The organism is Streptomyces sp. (assembly GCF_036524955.1).
Classification (GTDB): Bacteria; Actinomycetota; Actinomycetes; order Streptomycetales; family Streptomycetaceae; genus Actinacidiphila.
The window spans coordinates 1-19,307 of the sequence record NZ_DATDBG010000121.1 but is presented as its reverse complement, the minus strand read 5'-3'; the positions used below and the strand labels follow the sequence as shown (position 1 = coordinate 19,307).

Genomic DNA, 19,307 nt, shown 5'->3' with positions numbered 1-19,307 from the left:
GGCCGGGTCCGCTCCCCCTCGGGGGAGCGGACCCGGCCCGCCGTGCCGTCCGGCGCGGGGCCGTCGGGGGCGATTTGCCCGGCGGCGGCCCGGTCCCGTACGCTTCCCCGGAAGCCAAAGACCGCTGGTTGTCGCCGTGCTCCGGATGGGGCAGGGCGGCCGAAGGATCCGCTGAGTGCGGACGGCCCGCGTAGGTGACTGTGGATGATCTCCGGGAGTGTACGTCGCTTCCGTCGAGACACGCCCCGTGCGCCTGCGCCGGGGCGTTTGTATTTCATTTGTCTCCCTCCTTCGCAGCCGGGCGGTCCGCAATCACCCGGAAGGAGGCCGAGACTCATGGCGAGGCCTGACAAGGCTGCCTCGGTTGCCGAGTTGACGGACAAGTTCCGCTCCTCGAACGCCGCAGTGCTGACCGAGTACCGCGGTCTCACCGTGGCGCAGCTCAAGACGCTGCGCCGTTCGCTCGGTGAGAACGCCACGTATGCCGTGGTGAAGAACACGCTGACCAAGATCGCGGCCAACGAGGCCGGGATCAGCACGCTCGACGACCTGTTCGCGGGTCCGTCGGCCGTCGCCTTCGTGACCGGTGACCCGGTCGAGGCGGCGAAGGGTCTGCGCGACTTCGCCAAGGACAACCCCGCTCTCGTCATCAAGGGCGGTGTCCTTGACGGCAAGGCGCTGTCCGCCGACGAGATCAAGCAGCTCGCGGACCTGGAGTCCCGCGAGGTGCTGCTCGCCAAGCTGGCGGGCGCCATGAAGGGCAAGCAGTCCCAGACTGCCGCGCTCTTCCAGGCGCTCCCCTCGAAGTTCGTCCGCACCGCGGAGGCGCTTCGGGCCAAGAAGGCCGACGAGCAGGGCGGTGCCGAGTAATTCGGCTCGCACATTGACCGCCGCCACCCGGCGACGGTCGCCGCGGGCCTGACGTACGCCCGCCGACATGTACATCCGGCACCTGCCGATTTAGTGGAAGGACCGCCATCATGGCGACCAAGCTCAGCCAGGACGAACTGCTCGCCCAGTTCGAGGACATGACCCTCATCGACCTCGCCGCCTTCGTGAAGGCCTTCGAGGAGAAGTTCGACGTCACCGCCGCCGCCCCGGTCGCGGCCGTGGGCATCGCGGGCCCGGGTGTGCCCGCCGCCGAGGCTGTCGAGGAGAAGGACGAGTTCGACGTCATCCTCACCGGTGCCGGCGACAAGAAGATCCAGGTCATCAAGGTCGTGCGCGAGCTGACCTCGCTGGGTCTGAAGGAGGCCAAGGACCTCGTGGACGGCGCTCCGAAGCCGGTCCTGGAGAAGGCCACCAAGGAGGCCGCGGACAAGGCGAAGGACGCCCTGGCGGCCGCCGGCGCCTCGGTCGAGGTCAAGTAACACCTTGCTCCGTCCCGCCGAGGGCGGGGCCTTGACGTACGGACCGCATCGCGCAATTCTCAACACGCGTCACCACTGCGCTCCGGACCTGGTTGGACCTGGCTCCGGACCTCGCTCCACCGTGCTCCGCAGATCGTTACGGAGTTAGAACCCGGTGGCATGCATGGATCGGTGGAGATGCGGGAATGCATGGCAATGCAGCGTGACGGGCGCGGATCCGGTCCACTTCCGAGGACGGACGGGGCCGCAAGAGACGGGCGAGGGGGGCGACGATTCGGTACTCCGAATCTCAGCTCTGGACATCAGTGAGCCAAGTGGCTACACTGACCCTTTGCGCTGCCTGTTAGCTGCTTCCTGGCCCGTCACCAGAAGCATGCCCACGTCTGAGCACCACTGAGGAAGCCCGCCATCAGGACTTCTCTCTTCCGCTCAGGGGCGGACCGGTACGCGCGTAGTGAGTCCGAGCCCTCGGAAGGACCCCCTCTTGGCCGCCTCGCGCAACGCCTCGACTGCCAATTCGAACAACGGCGCAAGCACTGCACCGCTGCGCATCTCATTCGCGAAGATCCGTGAACCGCTCGAAGTTCCGAACCTCCTCGCGCTCCAGACCGAGAGCTTTGACTGGCTGCTCGGTAACGCCGCGTGGAAGGCCCGGGTCGAGGCGGCCCTGGACAGTGGGCAGGACGTCCCCAGGAAGTCCGGTCTGGAGGAGATCTTCGAGGAGATCTCCCCGATCGAGGACTTCTCCGGGTCGATGTCGCTCACCTTCCGTGACCACCGCTTCGAGCCGCCGAAGAACTCGCTGGACGAGTGCAAGGAGCGCGACTTCACGTACGGCGCCCCGCTCTTCGTCACCGCCGAGTTCACCAACAACGAGACCGGCGAGATCAAGTCCCAGACGGTCTTCATGGGCGACTTCCCCCTGATGACCAACAAGGGCACCTTCTGCATCAACGGCACCGAGCGTGTCGTCGTCTCGCAGCTGGTCCGCTCGCCGGGTGTCTACTTTGACAGCCAGATCGACAAGACCTCCGACAAGGACATCTTCTCCGCCAAGATCATCCCGTCCCGGGGTGCCTGGCTGGAGATGGAGATCGACAAGCGCGACATGGTCGGCGTCCGCATCGACCGCAAGCGCAAGCAGTCGGTCACCGTGCTGCTCAAGGCGCTCGGCTGGAGCACCGAGCAGATCCTGGAGGAGTTCGGCGACTACGAGTCGATGCGCGCCACCCTGGAGAAGGACCACACCCAGGGCCAGGACGACGCGCTGCTCGACATCTACCGCAAGCTGCGTCCGGGCGAGCCGCCGACCAAGGAGGCCGCCCAGACCCTGCTGGAGAACCTCTACTTCAACCCCAAGCGCTACGACCTGGCCAAGGTCGGCCGCTACAAGGTCAACAAGAAGCTCGGCAGCGACGCGCCGCTGGACGCCGGCGTGCTCACCACCGACGACATCATCGCCACCATCAAGTACCTGGTGAAGCTGCACGCCGGCGAGACCGAGACGACCGGGGACAACGGTTCCTCGATCGTGGTCGAGGTCGACGACATCGACCACTTCGGCAACCGCCGCCTGCGTAACGTCGGCGAGCTGATCCAGAACCAGGTCCGTACCGGGCTCGCCCGTATGGAGCGCGTGGTCCGCGAGCGGATGACGACTCAGGACGTCGAGGCGATCACGCCGCAGACCCTGATCAACATCCGGCCCGTCGTCGCCTCCATCAAGGAGTTCTTCGGCACCAGCCAGCTCTCCCAGTTCATGGACCAGACCAACCCGCTGTCCGGTCTGACCCACAAGCGCCGCCTGTCGGCGCTGGGCCCCGGCGGTCTGTCCCGTGAGCGGGCCGGCTTCGAGGTCCGTGACGTGCACCCCTCGCACTACGGCCGGATGTGCCCGATCGAGACCCCGGAAGGCCCGAACATCGGCCTGATCGGCTCGCTCGCCTCGTACGGCCGGGTCAACGCGTTCGGCTTCGTCGAGACCCCGTACCGCAAGGTCGTCGACGGTGTGGTCACCGACGACGTGGACTACCTGACCGCAGACGAGGAGGACCGCTTCGTCATCGCGCAGGCCAACGCGCCGCTCACCGACGACCTGCGGTTCGCCGAGTCCCGCGTGCTGGTCCGCCGCCGTGGCGGCGAGATCGACTACATCCCCGGGGACGACGTCGACTACATGGACGTCTCGCCGCGCCAGATGGTGTCGGTCGCCACCGCGATGATCCCGTTCCTGGAGCACGACGACGCCAACCGCGCGCTCATGGGATCGAACATGATGCGCCAGGCCGTACCGCTGATCAAGGCCGAGGCGCCGCTGGTCGGCACCGGCATGGAGTACCGCTGCGCGGTCGACGCCGGTGACGTGATCAAGGCCGAGAAGGACGGTGTGGTCCAGGAGGTCTCCGCCGACTACGTCACCGTCACCAACGACGACGGCACGTACACCACCTACCGCGTCGCCAAGTTCTCCCGATCCAACCAGGGCACCTCCTTCAACCAGAAGGTCCTGGTGGACGAGGGCTCCCGGGTGGCGGCCGGCCAGGTACTCGCCGACGGTCCGTCCACGGACGAGGGCGAGATGGCGCTCGGCAAGAACCTGCTGGTCGCGTTCATGCCGTGGGAGGGCCACAACTACGAGGACGCGATCATCCTGTCGCAGCGCCTCGTCCAGGACGACGTGCTCTCCTCGATCCACATCGAGGAGCACGAGGTCGACGCCCGGGACACCAAGCTCGGCCCCGAGGAGATCACCCGGGACATCCCGAACGTCTCCGAGGAGGTGCTGGCCGACCTCGACGAGCGCGGCATCATCCGGATCGGCGCCGACGTGGTGGCCGGCGACATCCTGGTCGGCAAGGTCACCCCGAAGGGCGAGACCGAGCTGACCCCGGAGGAGCGGCTGCTGCGCGCGATCTTCGGTGAGAAGGCCCGTGAGGTCCGCGACACCTCGCTGAAGGTGCCGCACGGCGAGACCGGCAAGGTCATCGGCGTGCGCGTCTTCGACCGCGAGGAGGGCGACGAGCTGCCGCCCGGTGTGAACCAGCTCGTGCGCGTGTACGTGGCGCAGAAGCGGAAGATCACCGACGGCGACAAGCTGGCCGGCCGGCACGGCAACAAGGGCGTCATCTCCAAGATCCTTCCGGTGGAGGACATGCCGTTCCTGGAGGACGGCACCCCTGTCGACATCATCCTCAACCCGCTCGGCGTCCCGTCCCGGATGAACCCGGGGCAGGTGCTGGAGATCCACCTCGGCTGGCTGGCCAAGCAGGGCTGGGACGTCTCCGGCATCGGCGAGGAGTGGGCGCGCCGCCTTCAGGCGATCGACGCCGACCAGGTCGCGCCGGACACCAACGTCGCGACCCCGGTCTTCGACGGCGCCCGTGAGGACGAGATCGCCGGGCTCTTCGAGTCCACGATCCCCAACCGCGACGGCGACCGGATGGTCCAGTCGTCCGGCAAGGCCCGGCTCTTCGACGGCCGCTCCGGCGAGCCGTTCCCGGACCCGATCTCGATCGGCTACATGTACATCCTCAAGCTGCACCACCTGGTGGACGACAAGCTGCACGCCCGGTCCACCGGTCCGTACTCGATGATCACCCAGCAGCCGCTGGGCGGTAAGGCGCAGTTCGGCGGGCAGCGATTCGGCGAGATGGAGGTGTGGGCGCTGGAGGCGTACGGCGCCGCGTATGCCCTCCAAGAGCTGCTGACCATCAAGTCGGACGACGTGCTCGGCCGCGTGAAGGTCTACGAGGCAATCGTCAAGGGCGAGAACATCCCCGAGCCCGGCATCCCCGAGTCCTTCAAGGTGCTCATCAAGGAGATGCAGTCGCTCTGCCTCAACGTGGAGGTGCTGTCCTCGGACGGCATGTCCATCGAGATGCGGGACACCGACGAGGACGTGTTCCGCGCCGCGGAAGAGCTCGGAATCGACCTGTCCCGGCGCGAGCCGAGCAGCGTCGAAGAGGTCTGACGGGTTGCCGCCCGGTCCCACGGCCGGGCGGCCCCCACGGCCCTGTTCAGACCATTTGAGAATCAACCCTGAGAGGGATTGACGACACAGTGCTCGACGTCAACTTCTTCGACGAGCTGCGGATCGGCCTGGCCACCGCGGACGACATCCGGACCTGGTCGCACGGCGAGGTCAAGAAGCCGGAGACCATCAACTACCGCACCCTCAAGCCGGAAAAGGACGGGCTCTTCTGCGAGAAGATCTTCGGCCCCACCCGGGACTGGGAGTGCTACTGCGGCAAGTACAAGCGTGTCCGCTTCAAGGGCATCATCTGTGAGCGCTGTGGCGTCGAGGTGACCCGCGCCAAGGTGCGCCGTGAGCGGATGGGCCACATCGAGCTGGCCGCGCCCGTGACCCACATCTGGTACTTCAAGGGCGTCCCGTCCCGGCTGGGCTACCTGCTGGATCTCGCCCCGAAGGACCTGGAGAAGGTCATCTACTTCGCGGCGTACATGATCACCTGGGTGGACGAGGAGCGCCGCACCCGCGACCTGCCGTCGCTGGAGGCCCAGGTCTCCGTGGAGCGCCAGCAGATCGAGCAGCGCCGCGACGCCGACGTCGAGGGCCGGCAGAAGAAGCTGGAAGCCGACCTCGGCGAGCTGGAGAACGAGGGCGCCAAGGCCGACGTGCGCCGCAAGGTGCGCGAGGGTGCCGAGCGCGAGATGAAGCAGATCCGCGACCGTGCCCAGCGCGAGCTGGACCGGCTCGACGAGGTGTGGGCCCGGTTCAAGAACCTCAAGGTCCAGGACCTGGAGGGCGACGAGCTGCTCTACCGCGAGCTGCGCGACCGCTTCGGCACGTACTTCCAGGGCTCGATGGGTGCCGCGGCGCTGCAGAAGCGCCTGGAGTCCTTCGACCTGGAGGAGGAGGCCGAGCGCCTCCGCGAGATCATCCGTACCGGCAAGGGGCAGAAGAAGACCCGTGCGCTCAAGCGCCTCAAGGTCGTCTCCGCGTTCCTGCAGACCACCAACAAGCCCGGTGGCATGGTGCTGGACTGCGTCCCGGTGATCCCGCCGGACCTGCGTCCGATGGTGCAGCTCGACGGTGGCCGGTTCGCCACCTCCGACCTGAACGACCTGTACCGCCGCGTCATCAACCGCAACAACCGCCTCAAGCGGCTCCTGGACCTCGGCGCGCCCGAGATCATCGTGAACAACGAGAAGCGCATGCTTCAGGAGGCCGTGGACGCGCTCTTCGACAACGGCCGCCGCGGCCGCCCGGTCACGGGCCCCGGCAACCGTCCGCTGAAGTCGCTGTCCGACATGCTCAAGGGCAAGCAGGGCCGGTTCCGGCAGAACCTGCTCGGCAAGCGCGTCGACTACTCCGCCCGTTCGGTCATCGTGGTCGGCCCGCAGCTCAAGCTGCACCAGTGCGGTCTGCCCAAGGCCATGGCGCTGGAGCTCTTCAAGCCGTTCGTGATGAAGCGCCTGGTGGACCTGAACCACGCGCAGAACATCAAGTCGGCCAAGCGCATGGTCGAGCGCGGCCGTACGGTCGTGTTCGACGTGCTGGAAGAGGTCATCGCCGAGCACCCGGTGCTGCTCAACCGCGCGCCGACCCTGCACCGACTCGGCATCCAGGCGTTCGAGCCGCAGCTCGTCGAGGGCAAGGCCATCCAGATCCACCCGCTGGTCTGCACCGCCTTCAACGCGGACTTCGACGGCGACCAGATGGCCGTGCACCTTCCGCTGTCCGCGGAGGCGCAGGCCGAGGCCCGCATCCTGATGCTGTCCTCGAACAACATCCTCAAGCCGGCCGACGGCCGCCCGGTCACCATGCCGACCCAGGACATGGTGCTCGGCCTGTTCTTCCTGACCACGGACTCCGAGGAGCGCGAGGTCAAGGGCGAGGGCCGGGCGTTCGGCTCCACGGCCGAGGCGATCATGGCGTTCGACAACCGCGAGCTGTCGATGCAGGCGCTGGTGGACATCCGGTTCCCGGTGGGCACCGTCCCGCCGCGCGGCTGGACCCCGCCGGAGCCGGGCGAGGGCGAGGAGCCGTACCAGCTCGGTGACAGCTTCCGGCTGCGCACCACGCTGGGCCGCGCGCTCTTCAACGAGCTGCTGCCCGAGGACTACCCGTTCGTGGACTACGCGGTCGGCAAGAAGCAGCTCTCCGAGATCGTCAACGACCTCGCCGAGCGCTACCCGAAGGTGATCGTGGCGGCGACGCTCGACAACCTGAAGGCGGCGGGCTTCCACTGGGCGACCCGGTCCGGCGTGACGGTGGCCATCTCCGACGTCGTGGTGCCCGAGGCGAAGAAGGCGATCATCGCCTCCTACGAGGCGCAGGACGAGAAGGTCCAGAAGCAGTACGAGCGCGGTCTGATCACCAAGCAGGAGCGGTCGGACGAGCTGATCGGCATCTGGACCAAGGCGACCAACGAGGTCGCCGCGGCGATGAACGCCAACTTCCCGAAGACCAACCCGATCTTCATGATGGTCGACTCCGGTGCCCGCGGAAACATGATGCAGATGCGTCAGATCGCGGGTATGCGCGGCCTGGTCTCCAACGCCAAGAACGAGACCATCCCGCGGCCGATCAAGGCGTCCTTCCGTGAGGGCCTGTCCGTGCTGGAGTACTTCATCTCCACCCACGGTGCCCGTAAGGGCCTGGCCGACACCGCGCTGCGTACCGCCGACTCGGGTTACCTGACCCGTCGTCTGGTGGACGTCTCGCAGGACGTGATCATCCGTGAGGAGGACTGCGGCACCGAGCGCGGGCTCAAGCTGCGGATCGCCGAGCGCGGCGCCGACGGAATCCTGCGCAAGGCGGACGACGTCGAGACCAGCGTGTACGCGCGGATGCTCGCCGAGGACGTCGTGGTGGACGGCAAGGTCATCGCGCCGGCCAACGTGGACCTGGGCGACGTGCTGATCGACCAGCTCGTGCGGCACGGGGTCGAGGAGGTCAAGACCCGCTCGATCCTCACCTGCGAGTCGGCCGTCGGCACCTGCGCGTACTGCTACGGCCGTTCGCTGGCCACCGGCAAGCTGGTGGACATCGGCGAGGCCGTCGGCATCATCGCGGCCCAGTCGATCGGTGAGCCCGGTACCCAGCTGACCATGCGTACCTTCCACACCGGCGGTGTCGCCGGTGAGGACATCACGCAGGGTCTGCCGCGTGTGGTCGAGCTCTTCGAGGCCCGCGTGCCCAAGGGTGTCGCCCCGATCTCCGAGGCGGCCGGCCGGGTGCGGATCGAGGAGACCGAGAAGACCAAGAAGATCGTCATCACCCCGGACGACGGCGCCGACGAGATCGCCTACCCGATCTCCAAGCGGGTCCGTCTGCTGGTGGGCGAGGGCGACCACGTCGAGGTCGGGCAGAAGCTGACCGTGGGTGCCACCAACCCGCACGACGTGCTGCGCATCCTGGGCCAGCGTCAGGTGCAGATCCACCTGGTGCAGGAAGTCCAGAAGGTCTACAACTCGCAGGGTGTGTCGATCCACGACAAGCACATCGAGATCATCATCCGGCAGATGCTGCGCCGGGTGACGATCATCGAGTCCGGTGACGCGGAGCTGCTGCCGGGCGAGCTGGTCGAGCGCGGCCGGTTCGAGACCGAGAACCGGCGTGTGGTGGCCGAGGGCGGTCACCCGGCGTCCGGCCGTCCGCAGCTCATGGGCATCACCAAGGCCTCGCTGGCCACCGAGTCCTGGCTGTCGGCCGCCTCCTTCCAGGAGACGACCCGGGTGCTGACGGACGCGGCGATCCACGCGAAGTCGGACTCGCTGCTGGGTCTGAAGGAGAACGTCATCATCGGCAAGCTGATCCCGGCCGGTACGGGCCTGTCCCGCTACCGCAACATCCGGGTGGAGCCCACCGAGGAGGCCAAGGCCGCGATGTACTCGGCCGTCGGCTACGACGACATCGACTACAGCCCCTTCGGCACCGGCTCCGGCCAGGCGGTCCCGCTGGAGGACTACGACTACGGGCCGTACAACGGCTGACGGTCGGCGTCCTGACCCGACGGACACGTCCCGCAGGGCGGCCACTCCTTCCCGAGCGGCCGCCCTGCGGCGTACCCGCGGCATTCCGCAGCTTCATGGCTGCTGCGGCCGATCGGCCGCTGTGCATTTGTTTTGACCGCAGCGAATGCGGTAGGTACGCTCTCATCTTGTGCCTGGGGTGTGCCCGGGTTCTTGCGCGTGCCATGCCACCGCGCGAGGAGACCGAGGCCGCGACACCCGTCAAGACGCACTTCTCCGTTCGCTCGGATACGTGCGGGGTCCGCGACACACCCGACCGCGTGGGTCGGGCCCCAGGTTAGTTTTATCGAGATCGGCACACAGAAACCGGAGAAACGGTGCCTACGATCCAGCAGCTCGTCCGAAAGGGCAGGCAGGACAAGGTCGAGAAGAACAAGACGCCGGCGCTGAAGGGCTCCCCGCAGCGTCGTGGCGTCTGCACGCGCGTGTACACGACCACCCCGAAGAAGCCGAACTCGGCCCTGCGCAAGGTCGCGCGTGTGCGTCTGACCAGCGGCATCGAGGTCACCGCTTACATCCCGGGTGAGGGCCACAACCTGCAGGAACACTCCATCGTGCTGGTGCGCGGCGGTCGTGTGAAGGACCTGCCGGGTGTTCGCTACAAGATCATCCGTGGTTCCCTCGACACGCAGGGCGTCAAGAACCGTAAGCAGGCCCGCAGCCGCTACGGCGCCAAGAAGGAGAAGTAAGCATGCCTCGTAAGGGCCCCGCCCCGAAGCGTCCGGTCATCATCGACCCGGTTTACGGCTCCCCGCTGGTGACGTCGCTGGTCAACAAGATCCTCCTGCACGGCAAGCGTTCCACCGCCGAGCGCATCGTCTACGGCGCCCTGGAGGGCCTGCGTGAGAAGGCGGGCACCGACCCGGTCATCACGCTCAAGCGCGCGCTGGAGAACATCAAGCCGACCCTGGAGGTCAAGTCCCGCCGCGTCGGCGGTGCGACCTACCAGGTGCCGGTCGAGGTCCGCCCGGGCCGTCAGAACACGCTGGCGCTGCGCTGGCTGGTCGGTTACTCCCGCGCCCGGCGCGAGAAGACCATGACCGAGCGCCTGATGAACGAGATCCTCGACGCCAGCAATGGTCTCGGCGCCTCCGTGAAGCGTCGTGAGGACACCCACAAGATGGCCGAGTCCAACAAGGCCTTCGCGCACTACCGCTGGTAGTCACCACCCCCATCGAGAACCGAGAGAAGACTGAGCCACATGGCCACCACTTCGCTTGACCTGGCCAGGGTCCGCAACATCGGGATCATGGCCCACATCGACGCGGGCAAGACGACGACCACCGAGCGGATCCTGTTCTACACCGGTGTCTCCTACAAGATCGGTGAAGTCCACGACGGCGCTGCCACCATGGACTGGATGGAGCAGGAGCAGGAGCGCGGCATCACGATCACGTCCGCCGCGACGACCTGTCACTGGCCGCTGGACGAGGTCGACCACACCATCAACATCATCGACACCCCCGGGCACGTCGACTTCACCGTCGAGGTGGAGCGTTCGCTCCGCGTCCTTGACGGTGCCGTCACCGTGTTCGACGGTGTCGCCGGTGTGGAGCCGCAGTCCGAGACGGTCTGGCGGCAGGCCGACCGCTACGGCGTACCCCGCATCTGCTTCGTCAACAAGCTCGACCGCACCGGCGCCGAGTTCCACCGCTGCGTCGACATGATCGTGGACCGCCTCGGCGCGACCCCGATCGTGATGCAGCTGCCGATCGGCGCCGAGGCCGACTTCAAGGGCGTGGTCGACCTCGTCCGGATGAAGGCCCTGGTGTGGTCGCCGGAGGCGACCAAGGGCGAGATGTACGACGTCGTCGACATCCCGGCCACGCACACCGAGGCGGCCGACGAGTGGCGCGGCAAGCTGCTGGAAGCCGTCGCGGAGAACGACGACGAGATGATGGAGCTGTACCTGGAGGGCACCGAGCCCACCGAGGAGCAGCTGTACGCGGCGATCCGCCGTATCACCATCACCTCCGGCAAGGGCGGCGGCACCACCGTCACCCCGGTGTTCTGCGGGACCGCGTTCAAGAACAAGGGTGTGCAGCCGCTGCTCGACGCGATCGTGCGCTACCTGCCGTCCCCGGTCGACATCGAGGCCATCGAGGGCCACGCGGTGAGCGACCCGGAGGAGGTCGTCAAGCGCCGGCCGTCCGACGACGAGCCGCTGTCCGCCCTGGCGTTCAAGATCATGAGCGACCCGCACCTGGGCAAGCTCACCTTCGTCCGGATCTACTCCGGTCGCCTGGACGCGGGTTCGGCCGTGCTGAACTCGGTGAAGGGCAAGAAGGAGCGCATCGGCAAGATCTACCGCATGCACGCCAACAAGCGTGAGGAGATAGAGTCGGTGGGCGCCGGCGACATCGTCGCCGTGATGGGCCTGAAGCAGACCACCACCGGTGAGACGCTGTGCGACGACAAGAACCCGGTGATCCTGGAGTCGATGGACTTCCCGGCGCCGGTCATCCAGGTCGCGATCGAGCCCAAGTCCAAGGGTGACCAGGAGAAGCTGGGCGTCGCCATCCAGCGGCTCGCGGAGGAGGACCCCTCCTTCCAGGTTCACTCGGACGAGGAGACCGGCCAGACCATCATCGGCGGCATGGGCGAACTGCACCTGGAGGTGCTGGTCGACCGTATGCGGCGCGAGTTCCGGGTCGAGGCCAACGTCGGCAAGCCGCAGGTCGCGTACCGCGAGACCATCCGCAAGGCGGTCGACCGGGTCGACTACACCCACAAGAAGCAGACCGGTGGTACCGGTCAGTTCGCGAAGGTGCAGATCGGCATCGAGCCCATCGAGGGCGGCGACGCGTCCTACGAGTTCGTCAACAAGGTCACCGGTGGCCGCATCCCCCGCGAGTACATCCCGTCGGTGGACGCCGGTGCGCAGGAGGCCATGAAGTTCGGCATCCTGGCCGGGTACGAGATGGTGGGCGTGCGTGTGATCCTGCACGACGGCGCCTTCCACGAGGTCGACTCCTCCGAACTCGCGTTCAAGATCGCCGGTTCGCAGGCCTTCAAGGAGGCCGCGCGCAAGGCCAGCCCGGTACTCCTCGAACCGATGATGGCCGTCGAGGTCACCACGCCCGAGGACTACATGGGTGATGTCATCGGCGACCTCAACTCCCGCCGTGGCCAGATCCAGGCCATGGAAGAGCGCAGCGGTGCCCGGGTCGTCAAGGGCCTGGTTCCGCTGTCGGAGATGTTCGGCTACGTCGGCGACCTGCGGTCCAAGACCTCGGGCCGGGCCAGCTACTCCATGCAGTTCGACTCCTACGCCGAGGTTCCGCGGAACGTCGCCGAGGAGATCATCGCGAAGGCCAAGGGCGAGTAATCACCTCGTTTAGGCTTGACAGCAGGCTTTCGGGGTATTCCGCGTGAATGCGACGGAATACCCCGGGGGCCGGCATTCCAGCAAAGATCACCTGGCGCCGATGAAGCAAGGCGTACAGATCCACTCCCAGGAGGACCCCAGTGGCGAAGGCGAAGTTCGAGCGGACTAAGCCGCACGTCAACATCGGCACCATCGGTCACATCGACCACGGTAAGACCACCCTTACCGCGGCGATCACCAAGGTGCTGCACGACGCGTACCCGGACCTGAACGAGGCTTCGGCCTTCGACCAGATCGACAAGGCTCCGGAGGAGCGCCAGCGCGGTATCACCATCTCCATCGCGCACGTCGAGTACCAGACCGAGTCGCGTCACTACGCCCACGTCGACTGCCCCGGTCACGCGGACTACATCAAGAACATGATCACCGGTGCCGCGCAGATGGACGGCGCGATCCTGGTGGTGGCCGCGACCGACGGCCCGATGCCGCAGACCAAGGAGCACGTGCTCCTGGCCCGCCAGGTCGGCGTGCCCTACATCGTGGTCGCCCTGAACAAGGCCGACATGGTGGACGACGAGGAGATCCTTGAGCTCGTCGAGCTCGAGGTCCGCGAGCTGCTCTCCGAGTACGAGTTCCCGGGCGACGACCTGCCGGTCGTGCGCGTCTCCGCGCTCAAGGCCCTTGAGGGCGACAAGGAGTGGGGCGACAAGCTCCTCGGCCTGATGGCGGCCGTGGACGAGGCGATCCCGACCCCCGAGCGCGACGTCGACAAGCCGTTCCTGATGCCGATCGAGGACGTCTTCACGATCACCGGTCGCGGTACGGTCGTCACCGGCCGTATCGAGCGTGGTGTCCTGAAGGTCAACGAGACCGTCGACATCATCGGCATCAAGGAGCAGAAGACCTCCACGACGGTCACGGGCATCGAGATGTTCCGCAAGCTGCTCGACGAGGGCCAGGCCGGTGAGAACGTCGGTCTGCTGCTCCGCGGCATCAAGCGTGAGGACGTCGAGCGCGGCCAGGTCATCATCAAGCCGGGCTCGGTCACCCCGCACACCGAGTTCGAGGCGCAGGCCTACATCCTGTCCAAGGACGAGGGTGGCCGCCACACGCCGTTCTTCAACAACTACCGCCCGCAGTTCTACTTCCGTACCACGGACGTGACCGGCGTGGTGACCCTCCCCGAGGGCACCGAGATGGTCATGCCGGGCGACAACACCGCGATGACGGTCCAGCTGATCCAGCCGATCGCCATGGAAGAGGGCCTGAAGTTCGCCATCCGCGAGGGTGGCCGTACGGTGGGCGCCGGCCAGGTCACCAAGATCAACAAGTAACGCCTCTCGGCGGGCTTGGCACGAGAAGGCCCCGCGCTGCCTCCGGGTGGCGCGGGGCTTTCTCGTGCGTACGGTGCCCGGCAGGGGAGCGCGTGCCTCTGCGGAGCTCCCGCATCGCCTTCGCGGTACGGGAGTGTCCGTCGGCTGACACCGCGCAGCGCGGTGGTCAGTGGGTGTACGGCAGGGTGCTCGGCGGGCCCACGTACTGCTGGTAGTTGTCGACCGCCGGGTGGCGGCCGGCGGCCGGGCCGTTGGCGAAGGCGCGCAGGATGTTCTCGGTCGCCCGGCGGGCGAAGTCGCCGGACCGCGCGGGCACCGGGCGCAGGCCGTGGTCGCGGCAGCCGGTGCGGCCGTAGACGCCGCAACTCCAGTTCATCGTCCCGGAGCTGAACACCCCGGCACCCGAGGGCACCGTGTAGTACGAGGACTGCGAGTAGGTGTGCATGCCCTTGCAGACCAGCGGGGAGCTGGCCACGATCCGGATCGGGCGGGGGACCGGCACGCCCGCGGTCAGCCGGTCGCTCTCCACGCCGACCAGGCCCGGGTAGCGGCTGCCCCGGACGGCGCCGGTGCCGCGGAAGATCCACGAGGCGGGGTCGGTGACGACGTAGGCCGCGTAGACCGGATTGCACTCGTAGTAGACGCCGGTCAGCTCGCTCTCCGGGCGGGGATGGGGCGGCAGCCGCCACTGCTGGGTGGCCTGGCTGGGGTCCTTGAGGGACATCGGGTCCTCGGTGGCGTCCTTGTAGACCACGACCACCCGGTTCGGGCCGAGCGCGGAAGGCTCCAACCGCACGTGGCGGTAGGCGTTGTTGGAGGAGAAGAAGGCGATGTTGACGCCCGCGTCCCGGACGCGCAGGGCGTTCTGGCGCATGCCGAGCGTCCAGTACTCGTCGTGCCCGGCGAAGACGAGCGCGCGGGCGCCGGCGAAGACCTCGGGGGCGCCGTCCAGGTCGAGATCGGTCTCGTAGGCCATCGGCACGCCGAGCCGCTCGGCGACCGAAAGCATCGGCAGCTCGTACCAGTTGAAGTACGAGCCCCGTTTGTCGTAGGGCCGGTCGAAACTGGCCTTGCGGGATCGCTTGGCGTACCCGGCGACGGTGCCGTGCCGGTCGCCGTAGACGTTGGTGCCGATGCCCCACTTGTTGTACGCGGCCCAGGTGGTGACCGAGTTCATGAAGACGGTCCGCCCGGCGGTGACGGGGGAGCGGACGGTGATCGTCGCCCAGCGGTCGTGGCCCCGGTCGGAGACGAGCTTGAGCAGGTAGCAGCCCTGCGGCCAGCCCTTGGTGCTGATCGTCAGTGACGGCTGCCAGGGCGCGGACACCTGGTAGGTACCCGGTACGACCTTCGGGCCGGCCTGCCGGTGGCCGCGTACGTGCCCGGACACCCAGACCGCGCGGCCCTGCCGACCCTGGTACCAGCCCATCCGGAACGCCTCGACGCGGAATCCGGCCGCCGTGGTGGACACGTACAGCCGGAACGATTCGCCGGGCAGCACGCTCACCTTGTCGGCGAACCCCTCGATGGCCTTCGCCGGTCCCGGATCGCGCAGCCTCCACCTGTCGGTGCCGGGCAGTTCGTTCTCCCTGGCCACCGACCACTCGCGCGGGTGCAGGTTCTTGCCCAGCAACCGCGGTCCGCCCGCCGATATCGCCGCGTCCGCGTCCGGCCGCGCGAGGCCGCACGCGCTCACCATCATCACCGCCACCAGACCGGAAACCGTCACGGCCAGGAAACGCAGCCTGATCAACACACACTCATTCCGACGAGCTCGGCCCCGGCGGGGGCACCGAGCTTCGGCCGGTGCACCGTGTGTGACGGCGTACGCCCAGGTGTTGGTTGCCTGCCGACGCGGCTTTTGCCGACCCTCGTGTCCACCGATACGCCGGCCGCGGCGCCGCGGGTGCCGCACCGGGGTGGCTGCGGCCCGCTCGGCCCGCTCGGCCCGCTCGGCCCGCTCGGCCCGCCACCCGGGTCGGCGGCCCGAACGCCGCTCGGGCGTCGATCTCCTCGCGGGCTGTCACGCACGGCGGCCGCCCCGAGGCCGGGGCGGCCGTTCGGAGGCGGTCAGAAGCCGACAGCCTTGAGCAGCCCGTCGGCGGACGCTGACCAGGTCAGCGCGGCAGCGAGCTCCTTGCGCATCCGCTGAGCCTTCGGGAACTCCGTCTCGATGCCGCGCAGCACCCGGTCGATCTGCCGCGCCCAGGCCATGGTGTCCAGGTCGAGGTCGCCGGACATGGGGACGACCCACTGGGCGGCCTGTTCTCTGCTCAGCCTTTCGTTGAGCAGCTCACCCAGGCCGCTCGCCTCGCTGATCAGCACAGGTGTCCCCGCGACGACGGCTTCCAGGCCCACCAGTCCGAAGCCCTCCCCACGTGACGGCATCAGCAGCAGGCTCGCCCGGTCGATGTCGTCGCTGAGGGTCTCGGCGTCCGTGGTGTAGTGCCGGGGCACGATGGTCAGCCTGGGGTTGCCCGCCCATGCCTTGAGCCGCTCCGTCTGCTGCGCGGAACCCTCCTTCGGCACGCCGCGGACCACCAGTTGGATCCTGGGCAGGTTCTCCTGGTGGCGCCAGCCCGCCACCAGGCCGCAGGCCCGTGCCGCCAGGTCCACTCCTTTGAGGGTCGCGTCCTCCAGCCGGCCCATGATCAGCACGGTCCTGGGCGTCCCGCCGGGTACCCGGCGGGGCCGGGCGTCTGTCATGTCGAAACCGGGATCGAACCGCAGCGGTGTCCGGTCCTCGCGGCGGGACAGGGCGCCGAGGAACTGCCCGTGCAGCCGAGGTCCCACGGCGACCAGCCGGTCCGCGTCCCGGGCGAGAGCGAGCTCGATCCGCTTGCGGGACTCCGCGCTCTCGACGGCGTCGTCCTCCCGGTCGAGCTTGTGCCACTCGATCTCGTCGGGATCCATGTGGACGAAGTGCAGTTTCCTGGCGTCGGGGAAGTGGTCCTCGGACAGCATCAGCGCGGCCGGTCCGGTGATCCGTCCGTGCCCGATCACCACGTCGGGCACCACGCCCTCGGGCAGCTCCGGCCGGCGGATCAGGCGGCTGAGCTCGGGCGCCCCGGCGACGAGCGGCCGGTGGAGCAGCGTGACCCCCCTGGCCTTGGCGCGTCCGGTCTCGCTCTCGGTGGCCTCCGGCACCATGCAGAAGACCCGGGCTCCCTGGGCGGCCAGAGCGGCGCACAACTGCTGGTTGAAGCTGCTGAGGCCGCCGTGTGCGGAGTTCCATTCCGTGGCCACGACCAGCACGGTGCAGCGGTACGCGTCCGGCGCGCTCCGGTCGTCGGCGGTCCCGGGCGGGGTGAGGGTGTACGAGGCGAACTCCGCCGAGAACAGCCGCAGGTCCTTGCCGTTGCGGACGACCACACCCATGTCGGCGAGCTGCTGGAGATCCTGGGAGTCCGCGGGGGCCGGCCTGCGGGCGGCGATGTGCCGCAGGAGTGTGAGGCCCTGCCCGGCGGTGTCCAGCTGGACGGAGTCCACCAGGCGCCCGAAGTGGGCACGGAACGCGGGGGCCTCTTCGGCGGCTGCCGCGGCCATGTCCAGCACACCGGTGGTGTGGTACTGCTCCACGGCCCGGTGGCACAACAGCCCCAGCAGGTAGGGGTGCAGGCCGGAACGGGCGGTGATCTCCGGCAGCACCGCGCTCAGATCGACTCCCGCCCGGCGTGCCCGGTCCACGAGCCGACCGGCCTCGGCGGCGGTGAACATTCCGACGTAGGCGCGATCGGTCATCACCCCGTCGAGGCGCGAACCGCCGGCCGCATCGGTCTCGATCTCGATGATCGGACGGCGGGAGACCGTCAGCAGGCCGACCGGATAGGCGGCCTCACTGGCCAGCGTCCGCAGCAGCTGGAACGGGGACAGCTCCGCGAGGACGCGCGGGGCGCGGTCGAAGTCGTCCAGGGCGACCAGCACGTACAGACCTGAACGGCCCAGCTCCTTGAAGAACTCGGCGATCCCGCCGTGCAGGTCGAACCAGTCGCGGGTGTCGTGCACCGGCCGGGCCAGCTCCGCCAGCTCGGTGACCTGCGGGAAGCAGGCGGCCACCTCGCGGGTGAGCGTGCGGAACAGGTCGAACACCGACGCCTGACGGCCCATGCTGAGCCGGACGATGCCCAGGTCGTCCCGGTCGGCCAGGCTCAGGGCACGGTCCACCAGGCTGGTCTTGCCGACCCGGTGGTGCCCGAACAGGCTGAGGTTCGCCGGGCGGCCCGGTCCGCGCCACATGTCGGTGATCCTCCGGGTCAGTTCCGGCCGCTCGACGAAGTCCTCGCCGACGACGGCCTGCCCGACGAACCAGTAGGGATTCGGTGCGTTCACTGTGCCCTCTCCGGTGGCACCACATACGTGCGCAGCCACGCCTCGTAGATGCCGGCCACGATCCGGTAACCCTCGTTCTCGCGCCGCACGATCTGGCGTGCGACCAGGTCGTCCAGCAGGACCCGCGGGAAGTGCCCGGCGTAGCAGCGTTCGATGTCACGCAGCGGCGCCGGCGCTCCGCGGGAGGCGCAGGCCACCGCGGACAGGACCGCCCGGACGTCCCCGGAGCCCCACCCGGCGTCGGCGTTCCCGGGAGACTCCAGGTTGTCGAAGTCGGGGGCCTTGAGCCTGCTCACCAGTTGCGCGGCGACCTGTTCCACGTCGGCCTCGGTCACCAGAGCGGCTCGTTCGGCGTTCATGTGGCCCACCAGGCCGGAGCACAACCGCTGGATGTAGAACGGATTACCCGCGGACAGCCGGATGATCTCGTCGACGGCACGGCCGGTGTAGCGGCTCGGTCCTCCTGGCAGGGACGCGGGCAGCGGCACCGGCTCCTCGATGAGGAGGCGCGCGTCCGGGCCGTCGAGATACGTCACCTCCTCCGTCCCGAAGACACCGAAGGCGTTCGGGTCGGCGGTGATCAGGCGCTCCAGGTCGGACTGGCCGACCAGGACGAGGTGGAAGAGCCGCCGCTCCACGATGGCCTTGAAGGTCCGCATGAACGAGGGAGGCACCAGTTTGTCGCGGGTCCACTGGTCCAGGTACTGGAACTCGTCGATGAACACCACCCAGGGCGGGCTGCCGGGGCGGGCCTGCCGGTAGCGGGTGAACAGCTCGTCGCAGTCGAGCACCGGGTCCGGGCTCGAGATCAGCGACGCCCGGTCGAAGTCCGGGGGGAGCAGCCGCGGGCCCGCGCCGATGGTCTGGTCGGCGAGTTTCAGGATGCGCCACAGCAAGGCGCCCAGCAGGCGGGCATCGGCGCCCTCGGTCCGCTGAGGCGTCAGATCG

General features: G+C 68.2%; 10 protein-coding genes and 1 pseudogene. 8 read left to right on the top strand and 3 right to left on the bottom strand.

Annotation, left to right across the window (positions count from 1 at the left end):
• Positions 1 to 336 precede the first annotated feature (336 nt).
• The 8 genes from rplJ (at position 337) to tuf (ending at position 14,030) form a co-directional block, all read left to right on the top strand.
• Positions 337 to 870 (top strand): 50S ribosomal protein L10, encoded by a 534-nt coding sequence (rplJ, locus tag VIW71_RS10590; RefSeq protein ID WP_331621834.1) that lies wholly within the window; start codon positions 337 to 339, stop codon positions 868 to 870.
• 110 nt (positions 871 to 980) lie between these two features.
• A complete protein-coding gene (gene rplL / locus VIW71_RS10585; RefSeq protein ID WP_331621833.1) occupies positions 981 to 1,370 on the top strand; it encodes a 50S ribosomal protein L7/L12 in 390 nt (129 codons plus the stop codon).
• Positions 1,371 to 1,854: 484 nt separating this feature from the next.
• Positions 1,855 to 5,340, top strand: coding sequence for a DNA-directed RNA polymerase subunit beta (gene rpoB, locus VIW71_RS10580; RefSeq protein WP_331621832.1), 3,486 nt, complete (start codon positions 1,855 to 1,857; stop codon positions 5,338 to 5,340).
• 89 nt (positions 5,341 to 5,429) lie between these two features.
• Positions 5,430 to 9,329 (top strand): DNA-directed RNA polymerase subunit beta', encoded by a 3,900-nt coding sequence (locus tag VIW71_RS10575; RefSeq protein ID WP_331621831.1) that lies wholly within the window; start codon positions 5,430 to 5,432, stop codon positions 9,327 to 9,329.
• Positions 9,330 to 9,685: 356 nt separating this feature from the next.
• Positions 9,686 to 10,057: a 30S ribosomal protein S12 gene (rpsL, locus tag VIW71_RS10570; protein WP_014144289.1), complete on the top strand. Its 372-nt coding sequence runs from the start codon at positions 9,686 to 9,688 to the stop codon at positions 10,055 to 10,057.
• Between the two features lie 2 nt (positions 10,058 to 10,059).
• Complete coding sequence (gene rpsG / locus VIW71_RS10565; protein ID WP_225847905.1) at positions 10,060 to 10,530, top strand: 30S ribosomal protein S7; 471 nt, start codon at positions 10,060 to 10,062, stop codon at positions 10,528 to 10,530.
• A 39-nt stretch (positions 10,531 to 10,569) separates the two neighbouring features.
• Positions 10,570 to 12,696 (top strand): elongation factor G, encoded by a 2,127-nt coding sequence (gene fusA, locus VIW71_RS10560; protein WP_331621830.1) that lies wholly within the window; start codon positions 10,570 to 10,572, stop codon positions 12,694 to 12,696.
• A 140-nt stretch (positions 12,697 to 12,836) separates the two neighbouring features.
• Positions 12,837 to 14,030, top strand: coding sequence for an elongation factor Tu (gene tuf / locus VIW71_RS10555; RefSeq protein ID WP_331621829.1), 1,194 nt, complete (start codon positions 12,837 to 12,839; stop codon positions 14,028 to 14,030).
• Positions 14,031 to 14,196: 166 nt separating this feature from the next.
• On the opposite strand, the gene VIW71_RS10550 is transcribed toward tuf, so the two are convergent.
• The 3 genes and pseudogenes from VIW71_RS10550 to VIW71_RS10540 form a co-directional block, all read right to left on the bottom strand.
• Positions 14,197 to 15,783, bottom strand: coding sequence for a N,N-dimethylformamidase beta subunit family domain-containing protein (locus tag VIW71_RS10550; RefSeq protein WP_331621828.1), 1,587 nt, complete (start codon positions 15,781 to 15,783; stop codon positions 14,197 to 14,199).
• Between the two features lie 317 nt (positions 15,784 to 16,100).
• A complete protein-coding gene (locus VIW71_RS10545; RefSeq protein WP_331621827.1) occupies positions 16,101 to 18,359 on the bottom strand; it encodes a glycosyltransferase in 2,259 nt (752 codons plus the stop codon).
• Positions 18,356 to 19,307 (bottom strand): annotated as a pseudogene (locus tag VIW71_RS10540) (hypothetical protein); the annotation flags it as partial. The gene VIW71_RS10545 and the pseudogene VIW71_RS10540, both read right to left, overlap by 4 nt.

Excerpts from the sequence above, each read along its gene's own strand:
- fusA (WP_331621830.1), top strand. The coding sequence starts at position 10,570 with ATGGCCACCACTTCGCTTGACCTGGCCAGGGTCCGCAACATCGGGATC.
- rpsG (WP_225847905.1), top strand. The coding sequence starts at position 10,060 with ATGCCTCGTAAGGGCCCCGCCCCGAAGCGTCCGGTCATCATCGACCCG.
- rplL (WP_331621833.1), top strand. The coding sequence starts at position 981 with ATGGCGACCAAGCTCAGCCAGGACGAACTGCTCGCCCAGTTCGAGGAC.
- rplJ (WP_331621834.1), top strand. The coding sequence starts at position 337 with ATGGCGAGGCCTGACAAGGCTGCCTCGGTTGCCGAGTTGACGGACAAG.